At 35.8% G+C, this 22,076-nt stretch carries 18 protein-coding genes; 2 read left to right on the plus strand and 16 right to left on the minus strand.

Translation table 11 applies throughout. The annotated features are described in order from the left end of the window. Positions 1–177: 177 nt before the first annotated feature. Positions 178–681, plus strand: coding sequence for a hypothetical protein (locus IGJ34_RS10935; RefSeq protein ID WP_206837391.1), 504 nt, complete (start codon positions 178–180; stop codon positions 679–681). Between the two features lie 84 nt (positions 682–765). Continuing rightward, entirely contained in the window at positions 766–1,137 is a 372-nt protein-coding gene (locus tag IGJ34_RS10940) for a transposase (RefSeq protein ID WP_206837386.1), read from the plus strand. Between the two features lie 26 nt (positions 1,138–1,163). Here the strand turns inward: IGJ34_RS10940 and IGJ34_RS10945 are convergent, their stop codons facing one another. The 16 genes from IGJ34_RS10945 to IGJ34_RS11020 form a co-directional block, all read right to left on the minus strand. Then, positions 1,164–2,990, minus strand: coding sequence for an ABC transporter permease (locus IGJ34_RS10945; protein WP_430597454.1), 1,827 nt, complete (start codon positions 2,988–2,990; stop codon positions 1,164–1,166). After that, positions 2,980–3,729 carry an ABC transporter ATP-binding protein gene (locus IGJ34_RS10950; RefSeq protein ID WP_430597455.1) on the minus strand — a complete coding sequence of 250 codons (750 nt, stop codon included), beginning with the start codon at positions 3,727–3,729 and terminating at the stop codon, positions 2,980–2,982. The genes IGJ34_RS10945 and IGJ34_RS10950 overlap by 11 nt, the downstream gene beginning before the upstream one ends. Positions 3,730–3,851: 122 nt before the next feature. Further along, positions 3,852–5,300: an SdrD B-like domain-containing protein gene (locus tag IGJ34_RS10955; protein WP_430597456.1), complete on the minus strand. Its 1,449-nt coding sequence runs from the start codon at positions 5,298–5,300 to the stop codon at positions 3,852–3,854. Positions 5,301–5,513: 213 nt separating this feature from the next. After that, complete coding sequence (locus IGJ34_RS10960; RefSeq protein WP_430597457.1) at positions 5,514–6,572, minus strand: hypothetical protein; 1,059 nt, start codon at positions 6,570–6,572, stop codon at positions 5,514–5,516. A 188-nt stretch (positions 6,573–6,760) separates the two neighbouring features. After that, positions 6,761–7,873 (minus strand): DUF916 and DUF3324 domain-containing protein, encoded by a 1,113-nt coding sequence (locus IGJ34_RS10965; RefSeq protein ID WP_430597458.1) that lies wholly within the window; start codon positions 7,871–7,873, stop codon positions 6,761–6,763. A 163-nt stretch (positions 7,874–8,036) separates the two neighbouring features. After that, positions 8,037–8,855, minus strand: a complete 819-nt coding sequence (locus tag IGJ34_RS10970; RefSeq protein WP_206837367.1) for a WxL domain-containing protein — start codon at positions 8,853–8,855, stop codon at positions 8,037–8,039. A 71-nt stretch (positions 8,856–8,926) separates the two neighbouring features. Next, entirely contained in the window at positions 8,927–9,262 is a 336-nt protein-coding gene (locus IGJ34_RS10975; RefSeq protein WP_206837364.1) for an LPXTG cell wall anchor domain-containing protein, read from the minus strand. A gap of 34 nt (positions 9,263–9,296) precedes the next feature. Next, complete coding sequence (locus tag IGJ34_RS10980) at positions 9,297–10,394, minus strand: DUF916 and DUF3324 domain-containing protein (protein WP_430597459.1); 1,098 nt, start codon at positions 10,392–10,394, stop codon at positions 9,297–9,299. A gap of 34 nt (positions 10,395–10,428) precedes the next feature. Continuing rightward, on the minus strand, positions 10,429–11,073 hold the full coding sequence (locus IGJ34_RS10985) for a WxL domain-containing protein (protein WP_430597460.1): 645 nt from the start codon (positions 11,071–11,073) through the stop codon (positions 10,429–10,431). A gap of 67 nt (positions 11,074–11,140) precedes the next feature. Further along, the gene (locus tag IGJ34_RS10990) at positions 11,141–12,919 is read right to left on the minus strand and encodes an MSCRAMM family protein (protein ID WP_430597461.1); all 1,779 of its coding nucleotides are present in this window, start codon (positions 12,917–12,919) and stop codon (positions 11,141–11,143) included. Positions 12,920–12,990: 71 nt separating this feature from the next. Continuing rightward, positions 12,991–13,659 carry a winged helix-turn-helix domain-containing protein gene (locus IGJ34_RS10995; protein ID WP_206837354.1) on the minus strand — a complete coding sequence of 223 codons (669 nt, stop codon included), beginning with the start codon at positions 13,657–13,659 and terminating at the stop codon, positions 12,991–12,993. A 203-nt stretch (positions 13,660–13,862) separates the two neighbouring features. Next, complete coding sequence (locus IGJ34_RS11000) at positions 13,863–14,969, minus strand: tyrosine-type recombinase/integrase (RefSeq protein WP_430597462.1); 1,107 nt, start codon at positions 14,967–14,969, stop codon at positions 13,863–13,865. A 696-nt stretch (positions 14,970–15,665) separates the two neighbouring features. Then, entirely contained in the window at positions 15,666–16,367 is a 702-nt protein-coding gene (locus IGJ34_RS11005; RefSeq protein ID WP_206849405.1) for a GntR family transcriptional regulator, read from the minus strand. 265 nt (positions 16,368–16,632) lie between these two features. Next, positions 16,633–19,005, minus strand: a complete 2,373-nt coding sequence (locus tag IGJ34_RS11010) for a DNA translocase FtsK (RefSeq protein ID WP_111247251.1) — start codon at positions 19,003–19,005, stop codon at positions 16,633–16,635. A gap of 110 nt (positions 19,006–19,115) precedes the next feature. After that, positions 19,116–20,501, minus strand: coding sequence for a Na+/H+ antiporter NhaC (nhaC, locus tag IGJ34_RS11015; protein ID WP_206837347.1), 1,386 nt, complete (start codon positions 20,499–20,501; stop codon positions 19,116–19,118). A gap of 343 nt (positions 20,502–20,844) precedes the next feature. After that, complete coding sequence (locus IGJ34_RS11020) at positions 20,845–22,056, minus strand: NAD(P)/FAD-dependent oxidoreductase (RefSeq protein ID WP_111247249.1); 1,212 nt, start codon at positions 22,054–22,056, stop codon at positions 20,845–20,847. Positions 22,057–22,076 lie beyond the last annotated feature (20 nt).

Raw genomic sequence — 22,076 nt, forward strand, 5'->3', positions numbered from 1 at the left:
ACATTCGCTTCATACTATAACTTATTGTACCCGATTTGTCTATATGTTATCTAGGTTAGTCCGCAGATTTAGACATTTCTTATTCCTTTGATTTTCCCTTCAACAATCTCCATTCGTATTGTTTGTTTCACTCTCCAATCGTTGCTATACTTAAAGATAAGAAAAGAGGTCTTTTTTATGAAAACAAACGTATGCTTCTTTACAACACCAATCAATGAAAATACCAGTAATTTTAAAGGTCACACCGATTTACTGTTTGGCTACATTCAAGATGCCTTTGTTAAAAACAAATTAACATTTGACCTGTTAAAAGTTGATCTTGATACAGATCAACGCCAAATAGAGCAAAAAATTCATGATGGTTTAGAAAAAGCGGATTTGATTATTACTGATTTATCTAGTCATGATCCGAATAGTTACTACGAATTAGGCTATGCTAAAGCATTGAAAAAGCAAGTAATCCAAATCCAAAACAAACATCGTGAACCCCTGTCATTTGATTTAGGCCATCCCTCTGTTTTATATGACACAACAACAGATGAGGGAATAAAACAATTCCAAAAAGACATAGTAGAAGCTGTAAAGTCTCCTATAACTTCAGAGACTCCTCTATCTTTTTACGCTGATAATGATGTTGAACTCTCTGGTCGGATTGATGACCAAGGAATCGTGGAACCTTGATTAATCACAGAATGTGAGTAGGATACAATGATGTGATCCCCAAAAGTTGTACGTGAAAAATACAATTTTTGGAGGTTGTTTTTTGTGAGTTATTATGAGGTAGAATTCAAATTAAAGCTAGTGAAAGAGTACCTAGAAAGCCCGCTGGGCGGACGAGCCTTGGCTAAAAAATACGGACTCCCATCAAATGCCTTAATTTACAATTGGAAACACTCCTATCAATTATTTGGGAAAGAAGGGCTCAAAAGACACCGTTCACTGACAAAATATACTAGTGAATTTAAGCGAGATGTATTACACTTTATAGAAACGACAGGTGCTTCTTACTGTGAAGCAGCAAGACAATTCGAGTTGCCTAGTGGGTGGATGAGTTCTCGTTGGCAGAGGTTATGGTCGATCTTCCTTTCACTTCTTACTATAAACCTAAAAATAGAGGGTAAACTTATCCGTCGATGAGTTTACCCTCTAATCTTAGTATGTCTTTATGATGCTTGAACTAAACGATATACTTTTTTAAAATAGAATACACGAGCTATCAAGTAGTACACAACTTGAATCAAGACGAACACGCCTAACACTTGCCAGCCAGCTATTTGCATCCCCATATTGAACATATGATACATTGCAGTTAACGCTACCGCTCCGTGGATCACAGAGACAATGATCGGTGTAAAGAACAAGATACCTACTTGTTGATAGATCATTTTCTTCAATTCTTTTTTCGCCAACCCCATCTTATAAATCATCTTAAATTTCTCCACATCGACATCCATATCACTATACAATCTGAAATAAAGGAAACTTCCAGCTGATACAAAGAAAACTATTCCGATAAAAATTCCCACAAATAAAATTGGGGCGTATCCATTCGTGATCATTTGTTGCGAATAACTTTTTGCTATAAATGGCATATTTTTATCTTGGAATTTCCCTACAGATACCAATTCGTCATAATTACTATTTTGCGGTTGCCAAACAGTTGTGATCGTACTTTCCATATTTTGAACATTTGTATCATCTGGTACGACAACCGTTGTACCGTAAGCCGAGACAACAGTCGTTTTCTCTGTTTTAGTAATCGGTAAAATCACATCATCTGCTACTGTCACTTCATTTACTTTTGCTTCTTCCATTCCCGTCACGTTGCTTGGTAACAGCTGAATCGCTTTCCCCTCCGTTTGAAGGGTTGGTTTTTTTGCTATTTTTGCAAGGTGATTATACTCAGATTCTTTTATCAATTCAACCTGATCTCCATTTTTATAGGTCGTTAGGTCTCCTTCTTCAACATGGATCCCTTTATCTGCCAATAATTGAGAGAAGTTTTGTTTTATAGCGGCTGTTTCTTCCGCTGTTCCTGAAATTTGGAATTCATATGGTACTTGGTTCATACTTTCTAAAATCATATTTTGAAAACCATACAATGTACCGATTGCGGCAAAGGCCACAGTGGAAATAATCGATACTAAGAAAAATGAACGTGCATTATCTTTCATACGAAAAGCTAAATCAGAAAAAACAACCATATTCGTTTTTTTCCAAAAGATAGTTTGTTTCTTTTTCAATCCTTCAATAATTGAAACACTTAATTGATTGAATAAAAAACGTGTCCCCACCACAACGAGAAAAATCACAGGGATCATGACAATCGGTACTAGCATTCCTTTAACTAAAAGAGCCACTGCATATCCTACGCCAATCAACAAAATAGCTAAGAAAGTTTTGATATGTGAGCTTTTGATGGTTCCTTTGCCGATATCTCCTGCTTTCAATAATTCCTGTAAACTCAACTTTGGTAAGCGGAACTGAATGAAAACCGAAATAGCTAAAAATAGTACAGCAAACGAAATAATCGTTAGAACAAGTGCTTGTACTGGAAAATAGAAACCAAAATTCACATGCATCAATTTATTACTTAACCATAAGATCACTTGTGAAAAACCAACTCCAGCAATGCTTCCAATGATTGTCGCAAAAAATCCAATCACTAGATTTTCAATAAAAATCATTTTTTTCAATTGCTTTGGGCTCATCCCTTGAATCATCAACAGGCCAAATTCTTTTTTTCTAGATTGGATAAACACATCCATCGAATAAAGAACAAAGAAAAATGCAAAACCATAAATAATGATCGCTGCAGCCAGCATGCCCATTTGTGCGTTTTTATTTAGCCCATTAGACAATGCTGGATGAAAAGCAAATACCGTAAATGTGAAAAACACCATGACAGAAAATAAGGTACTTAGGAAATAAGCCATGTACAGGTGTTTGTTTCGTAAAGTGTTTCGAATAACAAATTGACTAAAATTCATTATCGACACCTTCAATCTCAGATAGTTTTACCATGATTTCATCGTAAAACACTTTTTGATTTCCATTATGATGGATCTCATCAATCAGTTCACCATCTTTGATAAACACAATTCGCTTGCAATAACTTGCAGCTAGAGGATCGTGAGTCACCATCAAAATCGTTGCTTTTTCTTCTTCGTTTAATTGTTGCAACAATTGCATTACATCTTTTGATGATTTTGTATCTAAATTTCCAGTCGGTTCATCCGCCAATAATAATTGTGGTTGATGAATCATTGCCCGAGCCACAGCCACACGTTGGGCCTGCCCACCTGAAATTTCTGCAGTTCGTTTTTTTAATAAACTTGCAATACCTAAACGGTCCGCTAAAATAGTAAGTTTCTTTTTCATCACTGAGATTTTTTCGCCATCCAACGTTAAGGGTAATACAATATTTTCTTCTACAGTTAAAGTTGGCATCAAGTTAAAACTTTGAAAAATAAAGCCTAACTCTCTTCGTCTGAATTTAGCAATTTCCTCTTGATTCAGCTGATTTGGATCTTTTCCATTCATTAAAATCTGTCCAGCTGTTGGCTGATCGATTGTTGCTAATAGGTTCAAAAAGGTACTTTTTCCACTTCCAGATGGCCCCATGATCCCAATAAATTCACTGTCATTAACGGTCAAATTCAATCCTTTTAAGGCTTCATATTTAATTTCTTGTCCATACGTTTTAGATAAATTTTCTACTTGTAACATCATTATCGCTCCTTTTCTCTACGTTGTTAGTCTAGTCCAAATAATTCGAACACACCATAGAAAAAAATAACAGATTGCTTACATTTTTGTAAGCAACCTGTTATAGCGACTAAATGAACTAGTTATTCCATTGTAATTTCAGAATCTGGAATTGCTTTTGGAGAATAAGGGTTACTTGGTGTTTGCCACCTTAAATGAAAATAGGAAACCGGCGCTTCTTTATTAAAATGCTCCGTTGTAATTTTAATCCTTTGTCCTGCTTTGAAATAGCGGAAATTCTTTAATGTTCCTCCAGTGATATTATCGCGATCAATAATTTTTTCGTCATTTAAATAAACGGCACCATTATCATCTACCTCAATCGAGAAAGTATAAAGACCAGTGTCTTTAAGCGTCACATATCCTACTTTTTTTACCTTATAATAATCAGTTCCTAGACCTTTGTAAGGTTCTACATTATTATAATCATCATCAAAATTTTTCGCGGTCCCTGTTCCTTTCTGTATAAAATAGCCCAAATATCTTGGATAGTCATAGAATGTAGCGCCAACACCTTCTCTTTCTTTGACTGTTACATTTACCTCAAACGTTAAGCCATTTTCAGTCTTGACTTTTATAACCGTAACTCCAACTTTTTTAGCTTCCCAGTTTCCATCTTTATCCACTGTCATAACAGTTGGATCGTCACTGATGTAAGAAACCTCTTTATACGTTGCATTCTCTGGAGTAATTGTAACTGTCAATTTGCCAGTATCTCCAACATACTGAATCAATTCTTTTGGTTCCACATTGATACCAGTTACTGGAATCGTTTCATATAATGCTAAGTCTACATTGTATTTTTTATCTAGTGTTTCTAAAACGAATTGAATGCTTTTCCCATTCTCATCAAAATTACTATTTTTAATTATTTCATATTGGGATGGCAGTGAAATTGGCTTTATTTCGTAAGTTTTACCGGGTGGAATCTTTACAAAAGAATACTTTCCATTTGCATCAGTTTTGACTGTTTGAATAGGATTTGTGCTTCCGGCTACATAAAGACCTAATTCGATTCCTGCAAAACCTTTTTCTGCTGTATCCTTATCACCGCTCTTATTTTCATCATTAAAAACGGTTCCTGTTACAGTTGGGTCTGTAGACTGGAATCCAATCCAGGCATCCGTAAACATTTCCCCCTCATCTAGTTCAAACGGGAAAGAAAGCCCACTAGAAGAGAAATTTACAGATCCATTTGTAACCTTTATATACCCCTCTGGATAGTCTACTTTTAACTGATATACATCTGATACAAGCTTATCAAATGTATATTTCCCCTGTGCATTCGTTATAGTTTTCGTAATTTCTGTTCCAGACTCGTTTAGTAATCTGACGGTGATTCCCTCCATTCCAGGCTCATCCGTCTCCTGTTGACCGTTGACGTTTACATCTTCAAACAGGATTGCACTAATAGAAGCTGTTCCTTCCGCTTTACTGTTGCTCCCTTTTGCCATTACAGATACACCAGAAGTCAAAAAACTTACAATAATCATTAGAGCTAAAAACATATGTTTCATTTTAATTTTTTTCATATTATCCACCTTTCTCAAAAAAATTTTAACTATTTTTATACTAAAAATCTCCCAAAACTATAAAATATTCTCTCTCTTTTGGTTTATCCTTACCGAATTAAACCACGTGAAAGGGGAAATATTTAGCTTTGGGAGGTTTTATCATTGTTACTTTTACGTATTTCTAGAATCATAACGTATTAAAAGGGGTAAACAATTTACTACTCGGTTCTTTTAAACGCCATTTAAGTCTGGTGTTGTATAAAGTAATTCTTGTGGAATTAGTTTATACGGAGCTGGACTAGATGGTGTCGACCACGCCAAGTCATAGTTGTAACCATTACTTGGAGAAGGCTTGTGGAATGCTGCTACTACCTTCACTTTGATAATCTGACCCGCTTGAAGATACACTGGATAACTATTTTGAACAAGTACATCATTAACATAGATTTGTGGAATTACAATACTGTTAGCAGAATAAAATCTGTATGTTCCAGTATCTTTTAATTGAATGTATGCTGTTTTCTTCACGCGGAAACCCGCTGCAGGATCTATTCCTGGGTAAGGTTGCTTGTTGTATTGACACCTAAAATCAAGTGTACCGTCTTCAAATTGACTTGCAACAGGAATAAAAGTCCCCATTGGTTGACGCCTTTCATACTCTGTATAAACGCCATGAACCAATGTATCAGGAACAACGATATCTATACCTTGTAAATCGGGCGTTGTATAAAGCAATTCTTGTGCAATTTGCTGTGCTGGAAAATTAAGACCAATTTCTGGAGATTTCCAATAAAAATCCGTAACGAATTGCCCAGCTTTACTTTGTGCATTCGTTGGGAAATTACTAACGACTTTGATCTTGATGATTTGACCAGCTTGCAAATTAACATATGGATAGGTTGGTTGAACAAGAACATCATCAATATAGACTTGAGTATTTCCAGTAGTACTTGTCATAAACATGTAAGTACCTGAACCACTTAGTTTAACATAGGCAGTTTTAATTACTCTAAAGCCATTATTCGGATTAATACCTGGATAAGGTTCTCTGTTAAAACTACAAGCAAAATCTAAATTGCTATTTTCATATTGACTTGCAACTGGAATATAATTAATGCCATCTCTTCTAAAATATTCTGTATAGACGCCATGAACTAATTTGCCTTCTGCTCTAGTGAGCGAATTTCCTTCATCAGCTGAAGCCACACTTGAATTGATACTAAGTAACGCAAAACAAGCAATTAAAGTACAAATAATTAACGGCATTTTCTTTCTTATTGTTGATACCATACATTTCCATCCCCTTTTTATTTTTTTGTTTACCCCCTTTTTGATTGTACCACTAAAAAAATAACATGTAAATTGTTTATTTTTAATTACTTTTTGATAAGGATTAATTATTTACAAGTGAAAAACACAGGATCATTGCGTTTCTCTCTTTAAAAAATAGTCTCCCTTTGTACCATCCTTTAAAATAATTATCCTTCAGTTACTTTTTTATTCTTTTTACTTTTCTTTTTATTTTTACGTTTAGCTGCATTTCTTTTTTGAATACGTTTTCTCTTTTTTCGTTTCCGCCAAATAATTATAGCCAACATAAGGACTATTAAGGTGCCACCAGTTCCCATAATTAACCATAAAAGAAGGTTCGAATCTTCTTTTTGTAAATAGACAGATTCATCGTTGAATTTCTTTGCCACTTCTTTCGAAATCGTGAATTCTTTTTTTAACGCATACTTCTGTTTATCAGCTGTCACGTTCATGACAATTTCATAATTTCCAGCAATCATTTCAGTGTCTTTCATGTCAAAACCAAATCTTACTGTTGAATGAGGTGCCATCTGAAAGGCATCTTCTTTTCGAGCATAGATTACCTTATTCGTCTTTTTAGCGATCACTTTACCATCAATTGTCATTTTATGAATAATACTAGGTGCTTGATTTTGTAGGATCGCTTCAATAAAATTATGAAAATTCCGTTGTCCTGCTTCTGCCTTAATCAAGTCTAGTTTATTTTCAGCTTTTGTACTTGATTCCGTCAATATGATTGGAAGACTATAAGAAAAAGTATTGATCACGGATTTCTTTTGGTCTTCTTCAGACGATTGATACTTTTCTGAGAAGTGAAGTCCGCCTAATAATTGGCCTTCATAAGGAGCTTCTGGTACGCTTAACTCAGCTACTATTTCTTTACTCTCTTTTGCGCCTAGTTTCACTATAGGTTCCTTCACCTGTACTAGTTTTTTTATATCTATTAACATGCTACTATCTTTTTCTTTATCAAATTCTTTGTAGCTAATAACGCCACCATCACTAGTAGTTCCTCGTGTGACGTCAATAAAAACCTCTATCGTATGATCAGAATAATTCTTTACTTTTGCTTTTATTTCTTGCTTACTTCCTGGTATGACGTTTAAATCATAGTAACCACTTTCTCCTCTTTGCTGATTCTCAGGATAAATAGCCTCAACAGAAAAAGCCGCTCCTGTGCCTCCCTGTTTCGTTGACTCCGCAGCGTGTCCTTCGTTTCTTGAAAAAAGAAACAAACATAGTCCTACTAAGCATAAAATATATTTATTCAGTTTACGCATCTAACTGCTCCTTCTTGGAAATTAGAGTTTAAGATAAAAGTCCATAACGAGCAATACGTAAATGAGTATCCTCAAAAAACATGTAATTCTACCATCCACTCAATCATTATAAATCTGAGGTACAACTCAAAGAGCTATACCTCAGTTTTCCTATTTCATTTTATTATCCGAAAGGAATTAGTATTGGTTTTAATTCCCAATTTAATACAGCTTGATATTCTCCTGTTTCAACAGCTGTCTTCGCTGGCATTCTAAATGTTACGCCATCTGTAACTGAATCTGCTTTATACGTCCCGTTACCATTTGTTCCTAATGCTAGTGAATAATCACCAATTCCTTGAGCTCCTGACGAATCAGAACTTGCTATTGAAACTTCTGTTCCAGGTGTTAAAACTAATCCTGTAGCAATGTCTTTTCCAACCGCTTTTGAATGAATGGTTGGTTTAGTAGTACTTGAGCCTTCATAATTTGCATTTGTCAATACGATCTCGCCACCATTGATTACTTTGTTTTGATTCCCCGCACCAGTCAATGTAAATTGGCCTGAAGTTACTGAAACAGTCCAACCCGTATCGCGTTCTGTTCTCATATCATGCGTCGTGATCCATGGTGCACGATAAACCTTATTTTTATTCTCATCCCATGCTGCAACAACTTTCGCATTCGCAGTTACTTCTCCACTAGATTTTTTTTGTGAGCCAAAATCAAAATCTGGCACGACAACTAATTTTAAATCTCCTGGATTTTCATTGCCGCCTGGTTTATCTGGATTATCTGGATCTGTCGGATCAACTGGATTCGTTGGTTTATCAGGATTTTCTGGATCTGGAATATTATTTGTTCCATCATCCGTAAAGCTAATATTCCCATTTGTTGCGGCATTTGTAGCGTCTTTATAAGTTGCTGCATCTGCATTTAACGCCCCAATTCCTACTATTGTGGCCAAGGCGGCACCGCTCATTACTAATTTTGTCAATTTCATTGTCAATCTCTCCTTAAAAAACTTTTTTTATTATTAAAGTATTGATACTTTAGTAACCCATAATGAATTGTTTATTTCTTACTTCTCTTGTTCATCAACCCTACAAATGCTATAAAAACGAATACTAGACCAATAACAAGTATAAAGCGCGTACTTGTCTCTCCTGTATTTGGAAAGCGCGGTTTGCTCGAAAGCTCTTTTGGTTTCTCATAAGTCTCTGTTTCTGTTGTATTAGACGAATCAGAAGTAGTAGTTGTTTCTGTATCGTCTGTTTCATAAAAGCGTATTCCCCCAACAGTCGTTATGTTCGCGGGACCATTGTACTCTTGTGCCATTGCTGAATAGTTCGAACTTAATAAAACGGTAAAAAGGAGCATGAAACCCATGATATACACTAATTTTTTCATATCCTAATCCTTTCTGTGTAGATTCTCTGTTTAGCTACTTTTTCAACACCTTCGTTCGCTTCTTCTTTTTCCTTCGTTGGTCTTTCCGTTTTCTTCTAGCACGTTTCTTTTTATATATACGGAAAAGTAAAACGATTAGAATCAGTAGTAACAAAACTAGAAGACCTATCAATATCAGAACTAGACGGTTCTCAAAAATAGTTTCTTTTTTGATACTTACATCTTTTTGGTTTAATTTCTTGGCTTCTTCTGATGTGATTTGAAATTTTTGGTCAAATTGCCAGACTCTTTCCTTTTGAGTAGCTGTACCTTTAAACTCATACTTCCCAGCTTTAAACGGCTCACCATTTAGAGGAATCGGTAAATCAAATGTGCTATTTGGCGCAATCGACAGATTCTTTTTTTCTAGTGTTAACAGCGGTTCTTGAGAGCCGGATTTTGTTATGCTTCCTTTAAAGTCCACTGCTGATAAATAAGCTGGTTGCGCGTTCTCTAATAATAAACTAATAACATTTCTGGCATTTTCTTGATCCGTACGCACCTTTGTCAATGCTAAATCACCGAGTATTTCTTCACTATTATCTGTCGTTCTCAGAATCAAGGCAATTTCTCTAGCAAAATGATTTTTTATGTTCCCCTCTGTTTTAGCTGTTGTTTTATTGTATAAATATAATCCTCCAGCTAAAATACCCTCAAATGGCTGTTCTGGCATTTCCACCTGCAACTTTAGCTTATATTGTTCATGGGCTTTTAAAACGATCTCTTTTTCAGCAATGGTTATAATATCTTCAATGTTGTACGTTAAACCCGCATTGTTTGTTTCACTTTTAACCGAATAGGTCACTACACCTGCTCGATTTGTTTGAGCACGATTAATTGAAGGGACAACAACAATCTCCTTAGAGGAAGCATTCGTTAATATAACTTCTAGTTCTTGTTTTTGACTAGGTATCATCTTCAAATCAAAATAAGTGACTTCTTTTGTGTACTGATTATCAGGTAATTTGGCATCTGTTGTAAATCCAGCAAATGTTTCATCAATTGTGGCGTAAACAACTGTAGTTGTGCCAAAAAATAAACTGATAACGAATCCTATAACGAAAAAATTAAATCGTTTTTGATTGCTACTCATTGTTATCCCTCTCAAAATTTATCTAGTTACTCTTTTATGGTGCTGGTGTATCAGATAATGTCCAAGTCAATGTAGATTGATACTCTACAGCTCTTCTAGCAGTATCAACTGGTACAGCCAGCTCGAATTTTGATAATTCTAATGTTGAAATTCCATCACCTGTTGCTACTTTAGCACCAAATATCAATTGCTCTCCTCCAGCACCAGGAACTAAGGTCAGTGAATTATTGATTTTACCACTTGTAGGTCTTGTTCCTCCTGTATTCGTCGCAGAACCGGTCTTGATAGTTAATGCAGCATTCGTTAATTGTCCAGTTCCACCTTTTTCTGTAAATTGAGATGTTTGAACCACTTTCACACTCCAACCTGCTTTGGTTCCTCGAGCATCATTGACTGTCAGCTTACCAGTCGTAACTGGACCACCTTCCATTCCATTGTCAGTAGCTATCCAATTTTCGGCTGTTTTATTTTGAATTTTGTGTGCACCAAAGTTTAAATTGTCAGGTAAACCCGAGCCTAAACTTCCATCTCCAGGATCAATCGTCATATCCCCTTCTGTATAGGTAATTGTTGCATTTGTTGATTTCGTGTCTTTATCTACAGCTAATGATTGATTGGAAAACCCAATCGCAGTTAATGCTAATCCAGATAATAACGTTGCATGTATCAACTTTTTCATTTAAAATCCCCCTAAAAATATTTTTTATATTAAGCTTTTTCAAGCTTGATAACGTATTTGATCGAATCTATTGTGGAACATCTGAAAGTGTCCAAGTGAGCGACGAATTATATTGACTTATTTTCTTAGTTGTTTCTTTTGGAACAGTCAACGAAAATTTATCCAAAGGAATCGTTGTTTTCCCTGTTCCTTCTGTCGTTTTCGCTATAGCAATCGAATTTTCTACCCCGCTTTTTAACGAAACGACTTGTCTTATATAACTCGGTAAATTAGAAGCTGTATTCGTTACGCGACCGATTGCAACATCAAGCGTTGTATTCACCAAAGGACTACCATCAGTCGCAACAAAATCTGAGTTTTGCTTCACTTTTAATGTCCAGCCACCATTGGAACGCGTATCATCAATCACTACTTTTCCAACTGTTGGAAACCCATACTCTGTGGCAGTGAATGTTTCATTTCTAGAATTTTGAATTTTCGTCTTTCCAAAATTTAAATTTGTTGGAACTGTGCTACTGCTCATTGTTATATCTGCTTTTTTATTTGTTTTAGTTTTCTTGCTCTCAGGAGTCCAAAGTGGTTTAGATTTAGGATCTGGATACACTAATATTTCATGTTTGAGACTAACCACTATCGGGGTGCTATCAAGAATATACCCCTCTGGTGCTTTAGTCTCAATGAATGAATAATTTCCTACAAAAAGCTGATCAACTTGAACAATCCCTTTATTTGTTGAAACTATCCCTTCTTTCACCACTTCAATTGAATTATCTGGATTATTTTTTACTAATTTAAATTCTGCTCCTGGAAGAACAGCGCCAGTTGTCTCATCTTGCTTTGTCAATCTAACACTTCCCCAACCTCTCAAATATTCAACAGTAGCTGTTTGATTAGTAGAGGGTACAATGAACTCATGATAATTTGCTACTCCTACACGTGCATAATAACCAGCGCTTTGGCTTGCCCCAGCAGCAACCCGATACCTCCCAGCTGGTAGATCAGTAAATGTAAGCTGACCATTCACTGTCGTCTCTATTCTTATTGCCTCTGATAGATTATCGTAAGAAAAAAGCGCAATTACCCCATTAACAGGTATGCTGTGATCCTCTTTATCTATTGTATACACCTTGATTGAATAGGTAGCCGCTTTATTTTCCACAGTTGCATTTTTTGTTCTTGGTGACACCACAGTTGCTCTCTTAGACCGAGTTTTTTCGTCACCTTTTACTATTGATTTTTCTGGTATTTTAGTGTTTACTTTTTCGGTTGAACCATCTAAGAAAGGAACCTCTAAAACCGTTAATTCTAAATCGGATTCTTTCTTGGTCTCAAATTTAAATGATACTATCTGCTTTTTATTTGTGATTGAAGAATCTAGACGAGCAGTAAATTCGATATCTGCTTCGTGTTTCTTTGATTCGACGAAAAAATCACTTACTTGAAACGACAATCGCTTTGACCCCTTAGCGTCTGTTATCATTTTCCATTTCCCTAAGATATTTTTGTCTTTATCCTTTACTTCAACTGGTTCTTTACTGCTTGGGGTAAGATAGGGAAGGTTCGTAGTAAATGTTTGATTCTTTGTAAGCTTCATCTCATCGGGGATTGATAGATGGTATTTCACTTGAAAAACATCATCATAATTAATTGATTCTCCGTTTTTAAGCGAGTTTTTCGCTACAGTGCCCGTTTGTTGCTCGATTTTTGATAAACTAACATTTTGGAAAACTGATGACTCTTTATCTAGTGTTTCATTCGCTGCATTAATCTTTGTATTCCCAAACAAATTTAGACATAATACACCTAAACAGCTAATCAAAAGGACTAGACTCATTTTTTTTCTCACGTTTAACAACTCCTAATAGATATGGTATTTTGAAAAGAAAGCCCGATTCAAGGCATTTACAAACACTCCGTTTATACAAGCATTTTATTTAATTGGAACCCTTTCGTTCGGATTGTTCGAATTAAATCCTTTCCTTCTTCTCCTAATTTTTTCCGAATCAGAAAAATGATATTCGAGATACGGTACTGTTGGACTTCCCGCTCTCCATTACATAAATAATCGGAAATCTGTTGATATGTAACAACTTCACCCGCATGATCATAAAGAAAAGAAAACACCTGAAACTCCAATCGTGTAAAACTAATTTCTTCCTGACCATTAAATGACAAACTGTGTGCTTCTTTATTTAGAATGACCAACGATGAGTTTTCTGGCTGAACGAGACACCCTAATATATTTTTCATTATAATAAAGTCATTCTCTTCTTCTTCGCTATCCCTAACAAGAATACCGTTAGCCCCTAAATGAAGACACAACTTCCGTTCAATCGGTGTCATAGGAGTATCTGTATACAACCATATTGGAACGCCACACTTTTCTTTCTTCAAATTAGTCAACCACTCTAACCCTTTGATTGTATGATTGTTTATTTTTTGATTTACATTTATTAAAATCCCATCAACTTCACTTAATTGGTCCATTTTTTTGATTTCTTTTGATTCAAACCCATAGGAATGAAGTTTCTCGCTCATTTCTAAATCAAAAGAATAGTCCAACATGATTATTCCTAATGTATACATTAAATAGGTCTCTCCTTGTTTCATATTTTTACTTAAAATATGAAAAACAGCTAAATCTCTTGTCCTATATGAAAAAAAACATGATCTGACGGCGGAAATGACGGCGGGAAAAATAAAAAAAGCTCTGTTTATGTTCAACACTGTTGTCGAGTAAGGAATGTTAGCTTCTATATAAAAAATAGATTTGCTTTATCCTACTCAATTTAAAACGTTAATTTATCTAATTTTTGAATAGCTATGCGGTTTTCTTCTAAAAATGAACTGGTGTACGTATCTAATGTCAATTTTATAGATGAATGACCTAACAGAGAACTAATGGCAGCAATATTTACCCCGAGTTCTACACATCTAGTGGCAAATGTATGCCTCAATGAGTGGAACGATATATCTGTCAATCCAAGTTGACTTTTTATCTGATCAAATCGATAACTGACTGTCCTCGGTTCAATGGCGTGTCCCTTATTTGTAATAACGAATGATGACTGAGATTCATCTTTCCACTGTAGCAGTGCTTTTTTTAATTTTAAGGAAAGTGGAATAAAACGATTGGAGTTTGGTGTTTTTGGTGCTGTTTCAATAATTTGGGTTTTATTTCCAGAGTCATCAGGCAAACAGATTCTTTGTTTCGTTCTACTAACATGAATAATAGAAGAATCGAAATCAATGTCGTCCCATTTTAAGGCACATATTTCACCAATACGCATTCCGGTTTCTAAGGCTATTAATATAGGAAGTCCTCTTTTCGTTTTCAAACTTTCCAGTTCGATTGCCTTGTGCTCTGCTCGCGTGAGCGCACGAACTTTTTCTTTTTTAACTTTTGGTAGAATCACTCCTTCACATGGATTGGAGGAGATATAGCCACGTTCCTTTGCTGCTTCAAGGCAGCTTTTGACTATACGAAAGATGACATGAACCGAGCTTGCTGATAACTTGTTAGATAATTGATTGATTACTTGATCAATATCGTTTAAACCAATTTTCTGCAGTGGTCGGTGCTCTAATAAAGGTAAAATATGTAGATCCATTTTGTTCTTGTAACTTGCAAAGGTACTTTCTTTTATCTTTGGCGCCATAATAGAGGTCATCCAAATCTTAGTCCAATCTCCAAATGTTCCGTGAAATTCTTTTTTGCTTTTGGAATAGAACATACTTGTTTGAACTTTTTTCTCAAATAGTTGTTCTTTCACAGAACGATAAGAATATGCATAAACATACCCATAATGAATTGAACCATCAGTCTTTCTTGCTTTTGGGTATCGACCTTCCCATCTACCATCTTTTCGTTTATAAATATTTTCTCCTTTAGCCAAAAAATCAAATCCTTTTCTGTAAATTTTGACGGCGCAATTGACGGCTTTAAAAAACAACCTTGATTAACCTAGGTTATTTAACAACATGATAAACGAAATTCTCATTTTTTTATATTAATATGCTAAAAATTGAGAATTTCCATTTAAAAAAACTCTTGATTTACTGATTTCAAAGGGATATACTGTTTCTAGTTAAGAGATTTCATGTTTTAAGTAAAAATATGAAACGTAATCATTTGATTACATAAAGTTATTTTTAACGAACTAACCTATCCGAATTATTTCATTCAGTCAAAAATAAAATAACAAAAATGATATAAATTATAAAACAAGAAATCTATATACTTGTAACAAAAAGAACAATTTTTCATTTATTCAAGTTATTATTAAGAGAGAATTATGCCATTTACAACTATAACATAGAGTAATGTTTTAAATACTCTAAGATAAAAAAGATTCAAAAACCGGTTATTCTAATCATGAGCAATTAGGATAATCGGTTTATCGTTTTGGATGTATTCTATTCCGTCTAGAAAAAAGAGATTTCTTACTAACTATCGGATGATTATTCAATACACGATAACTAAATAAGAGCTTTTTATCAAAAACATTGATAAAAAGCTCTTATTTTAATGGTATTTACTCGTTGATCCCTGTATTTTGCTCAGCAGATTTAAGCTCCGTTAACACTTGTTATTAGGCTTCATATTCAATCACATACGGATAAAGAGCGGTATTATAAATGGCTTCTGAAAACTCAACGATTTCCTCTGATAGCCCAATAGATTTTCTAATACGTTTTAATCCATTCTTTTCAGATGTAGCTAGAATTTCTTGTTGTTGTTTTGTTAATTCAATGGTTTGGAAGCTATCTTCGAACTTGATGATCTCGATGCCGTGTTGATCCATTAGTCGATACAATGATTCCTTTTCAAAATCTTCTAAAGGTACATCTGCTAAACTACTCGGTAAAAAATAGTTAAAGTAGATGTACGGTTGCTCATCTAGTGTATATAAACGCGAAACTTTTACTGCATGCTCACCTAGAGATTGATACACTGGAGAATCAGGTGCTAACGTTACTTTTTCCAAATTCAAAATTTTCTTAGCTACTTTTTGTCCAGACTCATTTAAATATTCTGTAAAGGTTCCCGCTTTAGACAATTTATTGTAAGGACGATTACTCAACACAGTAGTTCCCTTACCGCTTTTTTTCTCCACTAATTCTTCTGACGATAATAACTCGATTGCACGACGAACTGTGATTTTACTTACATCAAACAGCTGCTCAAGTTCAGCCTCTGTTGGTAATAATGACCCTACGGGATAGGTACCATTCATGATATCTGATTTGATTTGATCTGCTACGTCTAAATACAATACGCTTTTTCTTCTCATGTGATCCATCCTTATACTCTTTATTTAGTCTATCGTTTTATTTTAGTTTATTCGTTATTCCGTTAGATTATCCTCATTCTAATCGTATTTGCCATTTAATTCAACTTTTCATCTATCCAAACGATAGTATTTCATACATTATACCAAAGATTCCATTTATGGAAAACGAATTTAAAAAGTAGTCTACACAAAAGATACATCATTAATCGATCAAAAAAATGGAGCCAGCTTTTCAGCTCACTCTATTTTTTATTCATACTTATTTTCACTCTGAATCATGATCTATCGGCATATCTTCTGGTACTGGTTCAAGAAAAACTTTTCTTGGTTTACTCCCTTCAGACGGTCCAATTACACCATGATCTTCTAATTCATCCACTAAACGTGCTGCACGATTATACCCGATTCTAAAGCGTCTTTGCAGTAAGGATATACTTGCTGTCTGCATTTCTACGACTAAAGCTTTCGCTTCTTCATACAGTTCATCTTGTGATGCTTCGCTACTACCACCAGTGTTCTCTTCTTCTGTTGGCATCATACTTTCTTGATAGTCTGCTTCCTGTTGTTCTGTGACAAAGGCCACGATTCGTTCAACCTCATGATCGGAAATAAACGCGCCTTGCACACGGATCGGTTTATTTTCACCCATTGGCAAGAACAACATGTCTCCTCGACCCAGAAGCTTTTCTGCTCCATTACTATCAATGATAGTCCGTGAATCCGTTCCACTTGAAACAGCAAATGCCATTCTAGAAGGAACATTCGCCTTGATGATTCCTGTGATAACGTCCACACTTGGACGTTGTGTTGCCAAAATCATATGAATTCCAGCAGCACGAGCCATTTGCGCTAAACGAATGATAGCATCTTCTACTTCATTGCTAGCAACCATCATCAAATCTGCTAACTCATCAACGATGACTACAATAAATGGCAAGATCGGACGATTTTCACCGTCTTCTAAATTTTTTTGAATGACTAACTCATTGTAACCAGAAATATTTCGAACCCCAGTAGCGGCAAATTTTTCATAACGGAATTCCATTTCCTGCACGACTTTTTGCAATGCTTGTGCAGCTTTTCGTGGATTTGTTACGACTGGTGTCAACAGATGTGGAATCCCATTATAGACATTCAGCTCAACCATTTTTGGATCGATCATCATTAATTTCACTTCGTGTGGCTTGGCTCTCATTAAGATACTGGAGATAATCCCATTGATTGCAACAGACTTCCCACTACCGGTTGAGCCTGCAATCAGTAAATGAGGCATTTTAGCTAAATCAGCTGATTGAACCATCCCAGAAATATCTCGTCCAAGTGGTACTTCCAACAATTTATCTGGATGACTTGGTTGTGCTTCAATGATATCTCTAAATGAAACTGTACTTACAGTGCTATTTGGTACTTCGATTCCAATCAGAGATTTCCCAGGAATTGGTGCTTCCATCCGTACATCTTTTGCAGCAAGCGCTAAAGCAATATCATCTGTTAGACTAACGACTTTGCTCACCTTCACCCCAACTGCTGGTTGAATTTCAAATTTTGTAACAGCAGGTCCAAGACTTGCTTTGACTACTTTAGCATCAACACCAAAACTTTTGAATGTTTGTTCTAACACCCCAATATTTTTTTCGATTTTTTGGTACTCTCCACTTTGATCCGCAGATGGAATCGAATCTAATAGTGTTGAAGGTGGGAGTTCATAATCACGATCTTCCGCTTCTTCAGAAATTTCAAAGTTTAATTCGCCGCCTTCATCCATTTCAGATTCGACAATAGTTTTTTGTTGGACAGGCTGTGTTTCAGCTTGGCTTTGGAAACTGTCGATTGGCACAAGTGTCAGTTGCTCTGGTTCCTGTGCTTCTTTTTCTTCTTGCTCCCTTGCTTTTTGGGCTAATTTTTCACCTGGAGTTAATTCTCTTACCTCATTTTTTAGACGTTCTTGAGCACGTTTCTCCACTTCAGCCTGTTTCGCCGCACGTTTTTCAGCTCGTTTGGCTTCTTTTTCAGCTTGACGCTCTGCACTTCTAGCCGTTAGCCCACTAAGCATTTCCCGAATGCTTTGCAATCCGTTCATTACTTGCTGAAAATCAAGCATACTCATTAAAAATAGGCCTAATGCAATCAATAAAGCAGCAATTAGATAGCTACCAAATTGTGCAACTAAAAAGAACGTCACGCTATACATTGCAGCACCGATCATACCACCACCGACATTTTGAGCCACAGTACTGGCCTTTAAATCCATTCTAAGAAATTCCCATGTTGTTCCTATAATATCTGGCGTTTGCGTTCCTACATTACGAAACATATACGCATGCAAAAATAGCACCACACCCAAGTAAACAAATACACCACCGATCATCGGTCGACTTTTTTTGATAGGAAACTCTTTCCCAAAAATAACTAGAGAAAGCCCGTAAAGCATCAGTAATATAGCTGCCACTGGAAATGTATTTCCTATAACCACACGTAAACCATTGGCAATCAAAGTGCCAAGAAATCCTAATTTTAAAAGTCCAAATAATCCGAAGAAGATAAAAAAGATACCGAGAAAAATGAAATTAAGATGCTCTTGCTGTTGTTGCTGTTTTTTTGTTTTTTTCTTTTTTGCACTTTTCCTTTTTTGTGCCATCTAACATCCCTCTTTTCAATCAGTATCCATTATACCTAAAAAACGAGCCGAACAAAAGTACCCCCATTGTTTCTCTTAAAATTTTAATGTTTTAGTTTCTATTTTTCTACTTACTTTCGTGTGGTGATCCTTTTTTTAGGTATCCCAATACCAGTTAGCCCAGAAAGGATCGATAAAATAGGACAGAATACTATAAAGAAACTAAATGGTGCATAACTTAATGTAGAAACTTGTAGTGTACTTGCCATGAATACCCCGCTTACTCCCCAAGGAATCAATGAGTTTAGAACCGTTCCTGAATCTTCCAAGGCTCTAGATAATACTTCTGGTTCAAGTCCAGCTTTATCATAACTTTCTTTAAACGCCCGTCCCGGTAAAATGATCGATAAATATTGTTCGCCAATCATCACGTTCGCCAAAGCACCGCTGAAAACTGTTGCCGCAACTAAACTCCCTGTTGACTTTAATTTATCCGCCAGCGGCGCCATCAAAACAGTAATCACATCCATTTTCATCAGCAAACCACCTAAGGATAAAGTCAATAAAATCAATGAAACAGACCACATCATACTTTGGATACCGCCACGAGTTAATAAGGCATCGATTTGTTCCATCCCTGTTTTTGATACAAACCCATTTTCTAAAATCGAACTCAATTGTTTTAAATCAACATTTTTTGTCTGAACCATATACATCACACTGGAAAGTAAAATCGTGACTAGTAATGAAGCAATTGCTGGAACACGTTTGATTGAGCAAAGAACAAGTAACAAAATCGGTAGAAGCGCCCACCAACTGATAGCAAAATTATCCTGTAAGACATCTAAAAATTGCGTTGTTTTAATTTCTGTTTGGCCAATTTCTGTTTGAAACCCAATAATTGCATAAAGGATAAATGATATAATAAAAGCTGGGACCGTTGTCCACATCATATTTTTAATATGTTTAAATAAATCTGCTCCAGCAACTGCTGATGCTAAATTCGTCGTATCTGATAGAGGAGACATTTTATCCCCAAAAACAGCTCCTGAAATGATCGCTCCTGCTAAAATAGCAGAGTTGAATCCCATCGAAATCCCCATCCCCATCAACGCTAAGCCAATCGTTGAAACGGTTGTAAAAGCACTCCCAATCGAAATTCCAACCACTGCGCAACTGACAAAGGCCGAAGGCAAAAAGATTGTTGTGCTGATAACTGAAAAACCTGCATACATCATCGTTGGAATAACACCACTGGCGATCCAAACCGCAATCAAAGCGCCAATCAGAATAAAAATAATCATTGGTACAATACCTGTTTTTACACCTTCTATGATTCCTTCATGGATTTTATCCCATGATGCTCCTCGCCATTTACTCCAACCAATCAATAAACCCAATGCACACAATACGGGAAAAATTGGACTCATCCCGACACCAATCACACAAATACTGATAATCAATAAAAGGGCCAAAAATACAACTAATGCTTCTTTTACACTTAATTCTTTCTTCATTTACGATCCTCATTCTTTTTAAAAATTTAATTATTGCATACAAAAAATCCCTGACAATCACAAATAGACTGTCAGGGACGTATAATAGCGAGAAAAAGCAACTTCCTTTGGAAACAAGCGCTTTTGTCTCAGCCGCAACCTATACGCGGTACCACCCAAATTGAAATTAAAAAATAATTTCCACTCAAAAGACGCTAACGGATCTTACCCGAATCTATTATTTCGCTCCAGATTTGTACTTCAAGTATTTGCTTTGGTCAACTTCCATCTACCGTTGACTTTCTGTTATTTCAAAACAACGCTCTACTATAATCTTTCCTAGCGCTTCTTGTTATTCCAACTGTTAACGGTAAAAATCAAAACGACCCTTCGCTAACATTTCTTTGATGCCGCCTGTTTCGAATAATGAACGATCCATGATTACTTTTTTGATCACTGATGCTGGATAGCCTTTAACTTCCATTTTTCCAACTTCACCGAAGGCATGGCTATTACCGATTGAGGCAACAGAACCAAGTGATTTAAAGGTAAATTCTTTCGTTGGTTCACCTTTTAGTTGTGCTTTGATATTCTTACCTGCATGCTCACCCATTTTAAGTGAAATTTGCGCAGTTGTTGGATACGGACGGTTCGATTCTTTATCCATCACAGCAGAACAGTCCCCAATGATATAGACATTACTATGATTTGCATCCGTTAGATCTGATTGAACCATCACTCGTCCGCGTTTTGCTGCAAAACCAGAATCACCCACTACATGGCTACCACTTACTCCCGTCGTCCAAATAATTGTTTTAGCGTTTAGTTCATTCAATTCATTTGTTTCTTGATTATCTAAATACACAACAGTATCTTGTTTGATTTCTTTGATTGGTTTTCCAACTAAGAAATTGACACCCCATTTTTTCAAATGATCAATCCCGTAACCCCCAAGTTTTTCACTAAACATTGGCAATAAACGTGTCACTGCTTCAACGCAATATAATTGAATTTTTTCAGGTTCAACGCCAGCAATAGTAGCTAGTTTTTTCTTTCCTTCATGTAATGACCCTAATAATTCGATTCCTGTAAAACCAGCTCCACAGACAACGATTTTCAGACAATTTTCGTCTTTCGTTTCTTTGTATGCTTCCATTTGTTCCGTTAGATGTTGATAGACTTTTTCTGATGTTGGAATATCGACCATTTTTAATGAAAATTCTTCAACACCAGGAATCCCAAATGACTCTGATTCATAGCCTAATGCTACGATCAAATAATCGTAAGAAATCGCTGCTTGATCTTTCAAATGAACGAGTTGGTTTTCACTATCAATTGTTTCTACAGTTCCTTGTACAAATGTCGTGCAAGCAGATTTTACAACATCTTTAATTGGATAGGTAATTCTTTCTGACGTTTGAATTCCTGCTGCAACTTCATGGATATCCGTTGCTTCAAAGTGGTAATCATTTTGATCGACCAATGTGATTTTTAATTCGTTGTCTCCTTTTTGTAATTCATGTAGCGCTCTTAAACCGGCATAGCCAGCGCCTAAAATAACGACGTGCTTACTCATTTTTAAAATCCCCTCTTAAC

It is taken from the genome of Enterococcus sp. AZ177 (assembly GCF_050544585.1).
GTDB lineage: Bacteria > Bacillota > Bacilli > Lactobacillales > Enterococcaceae > Enterococcus_L > Enterococcus_L plantarum.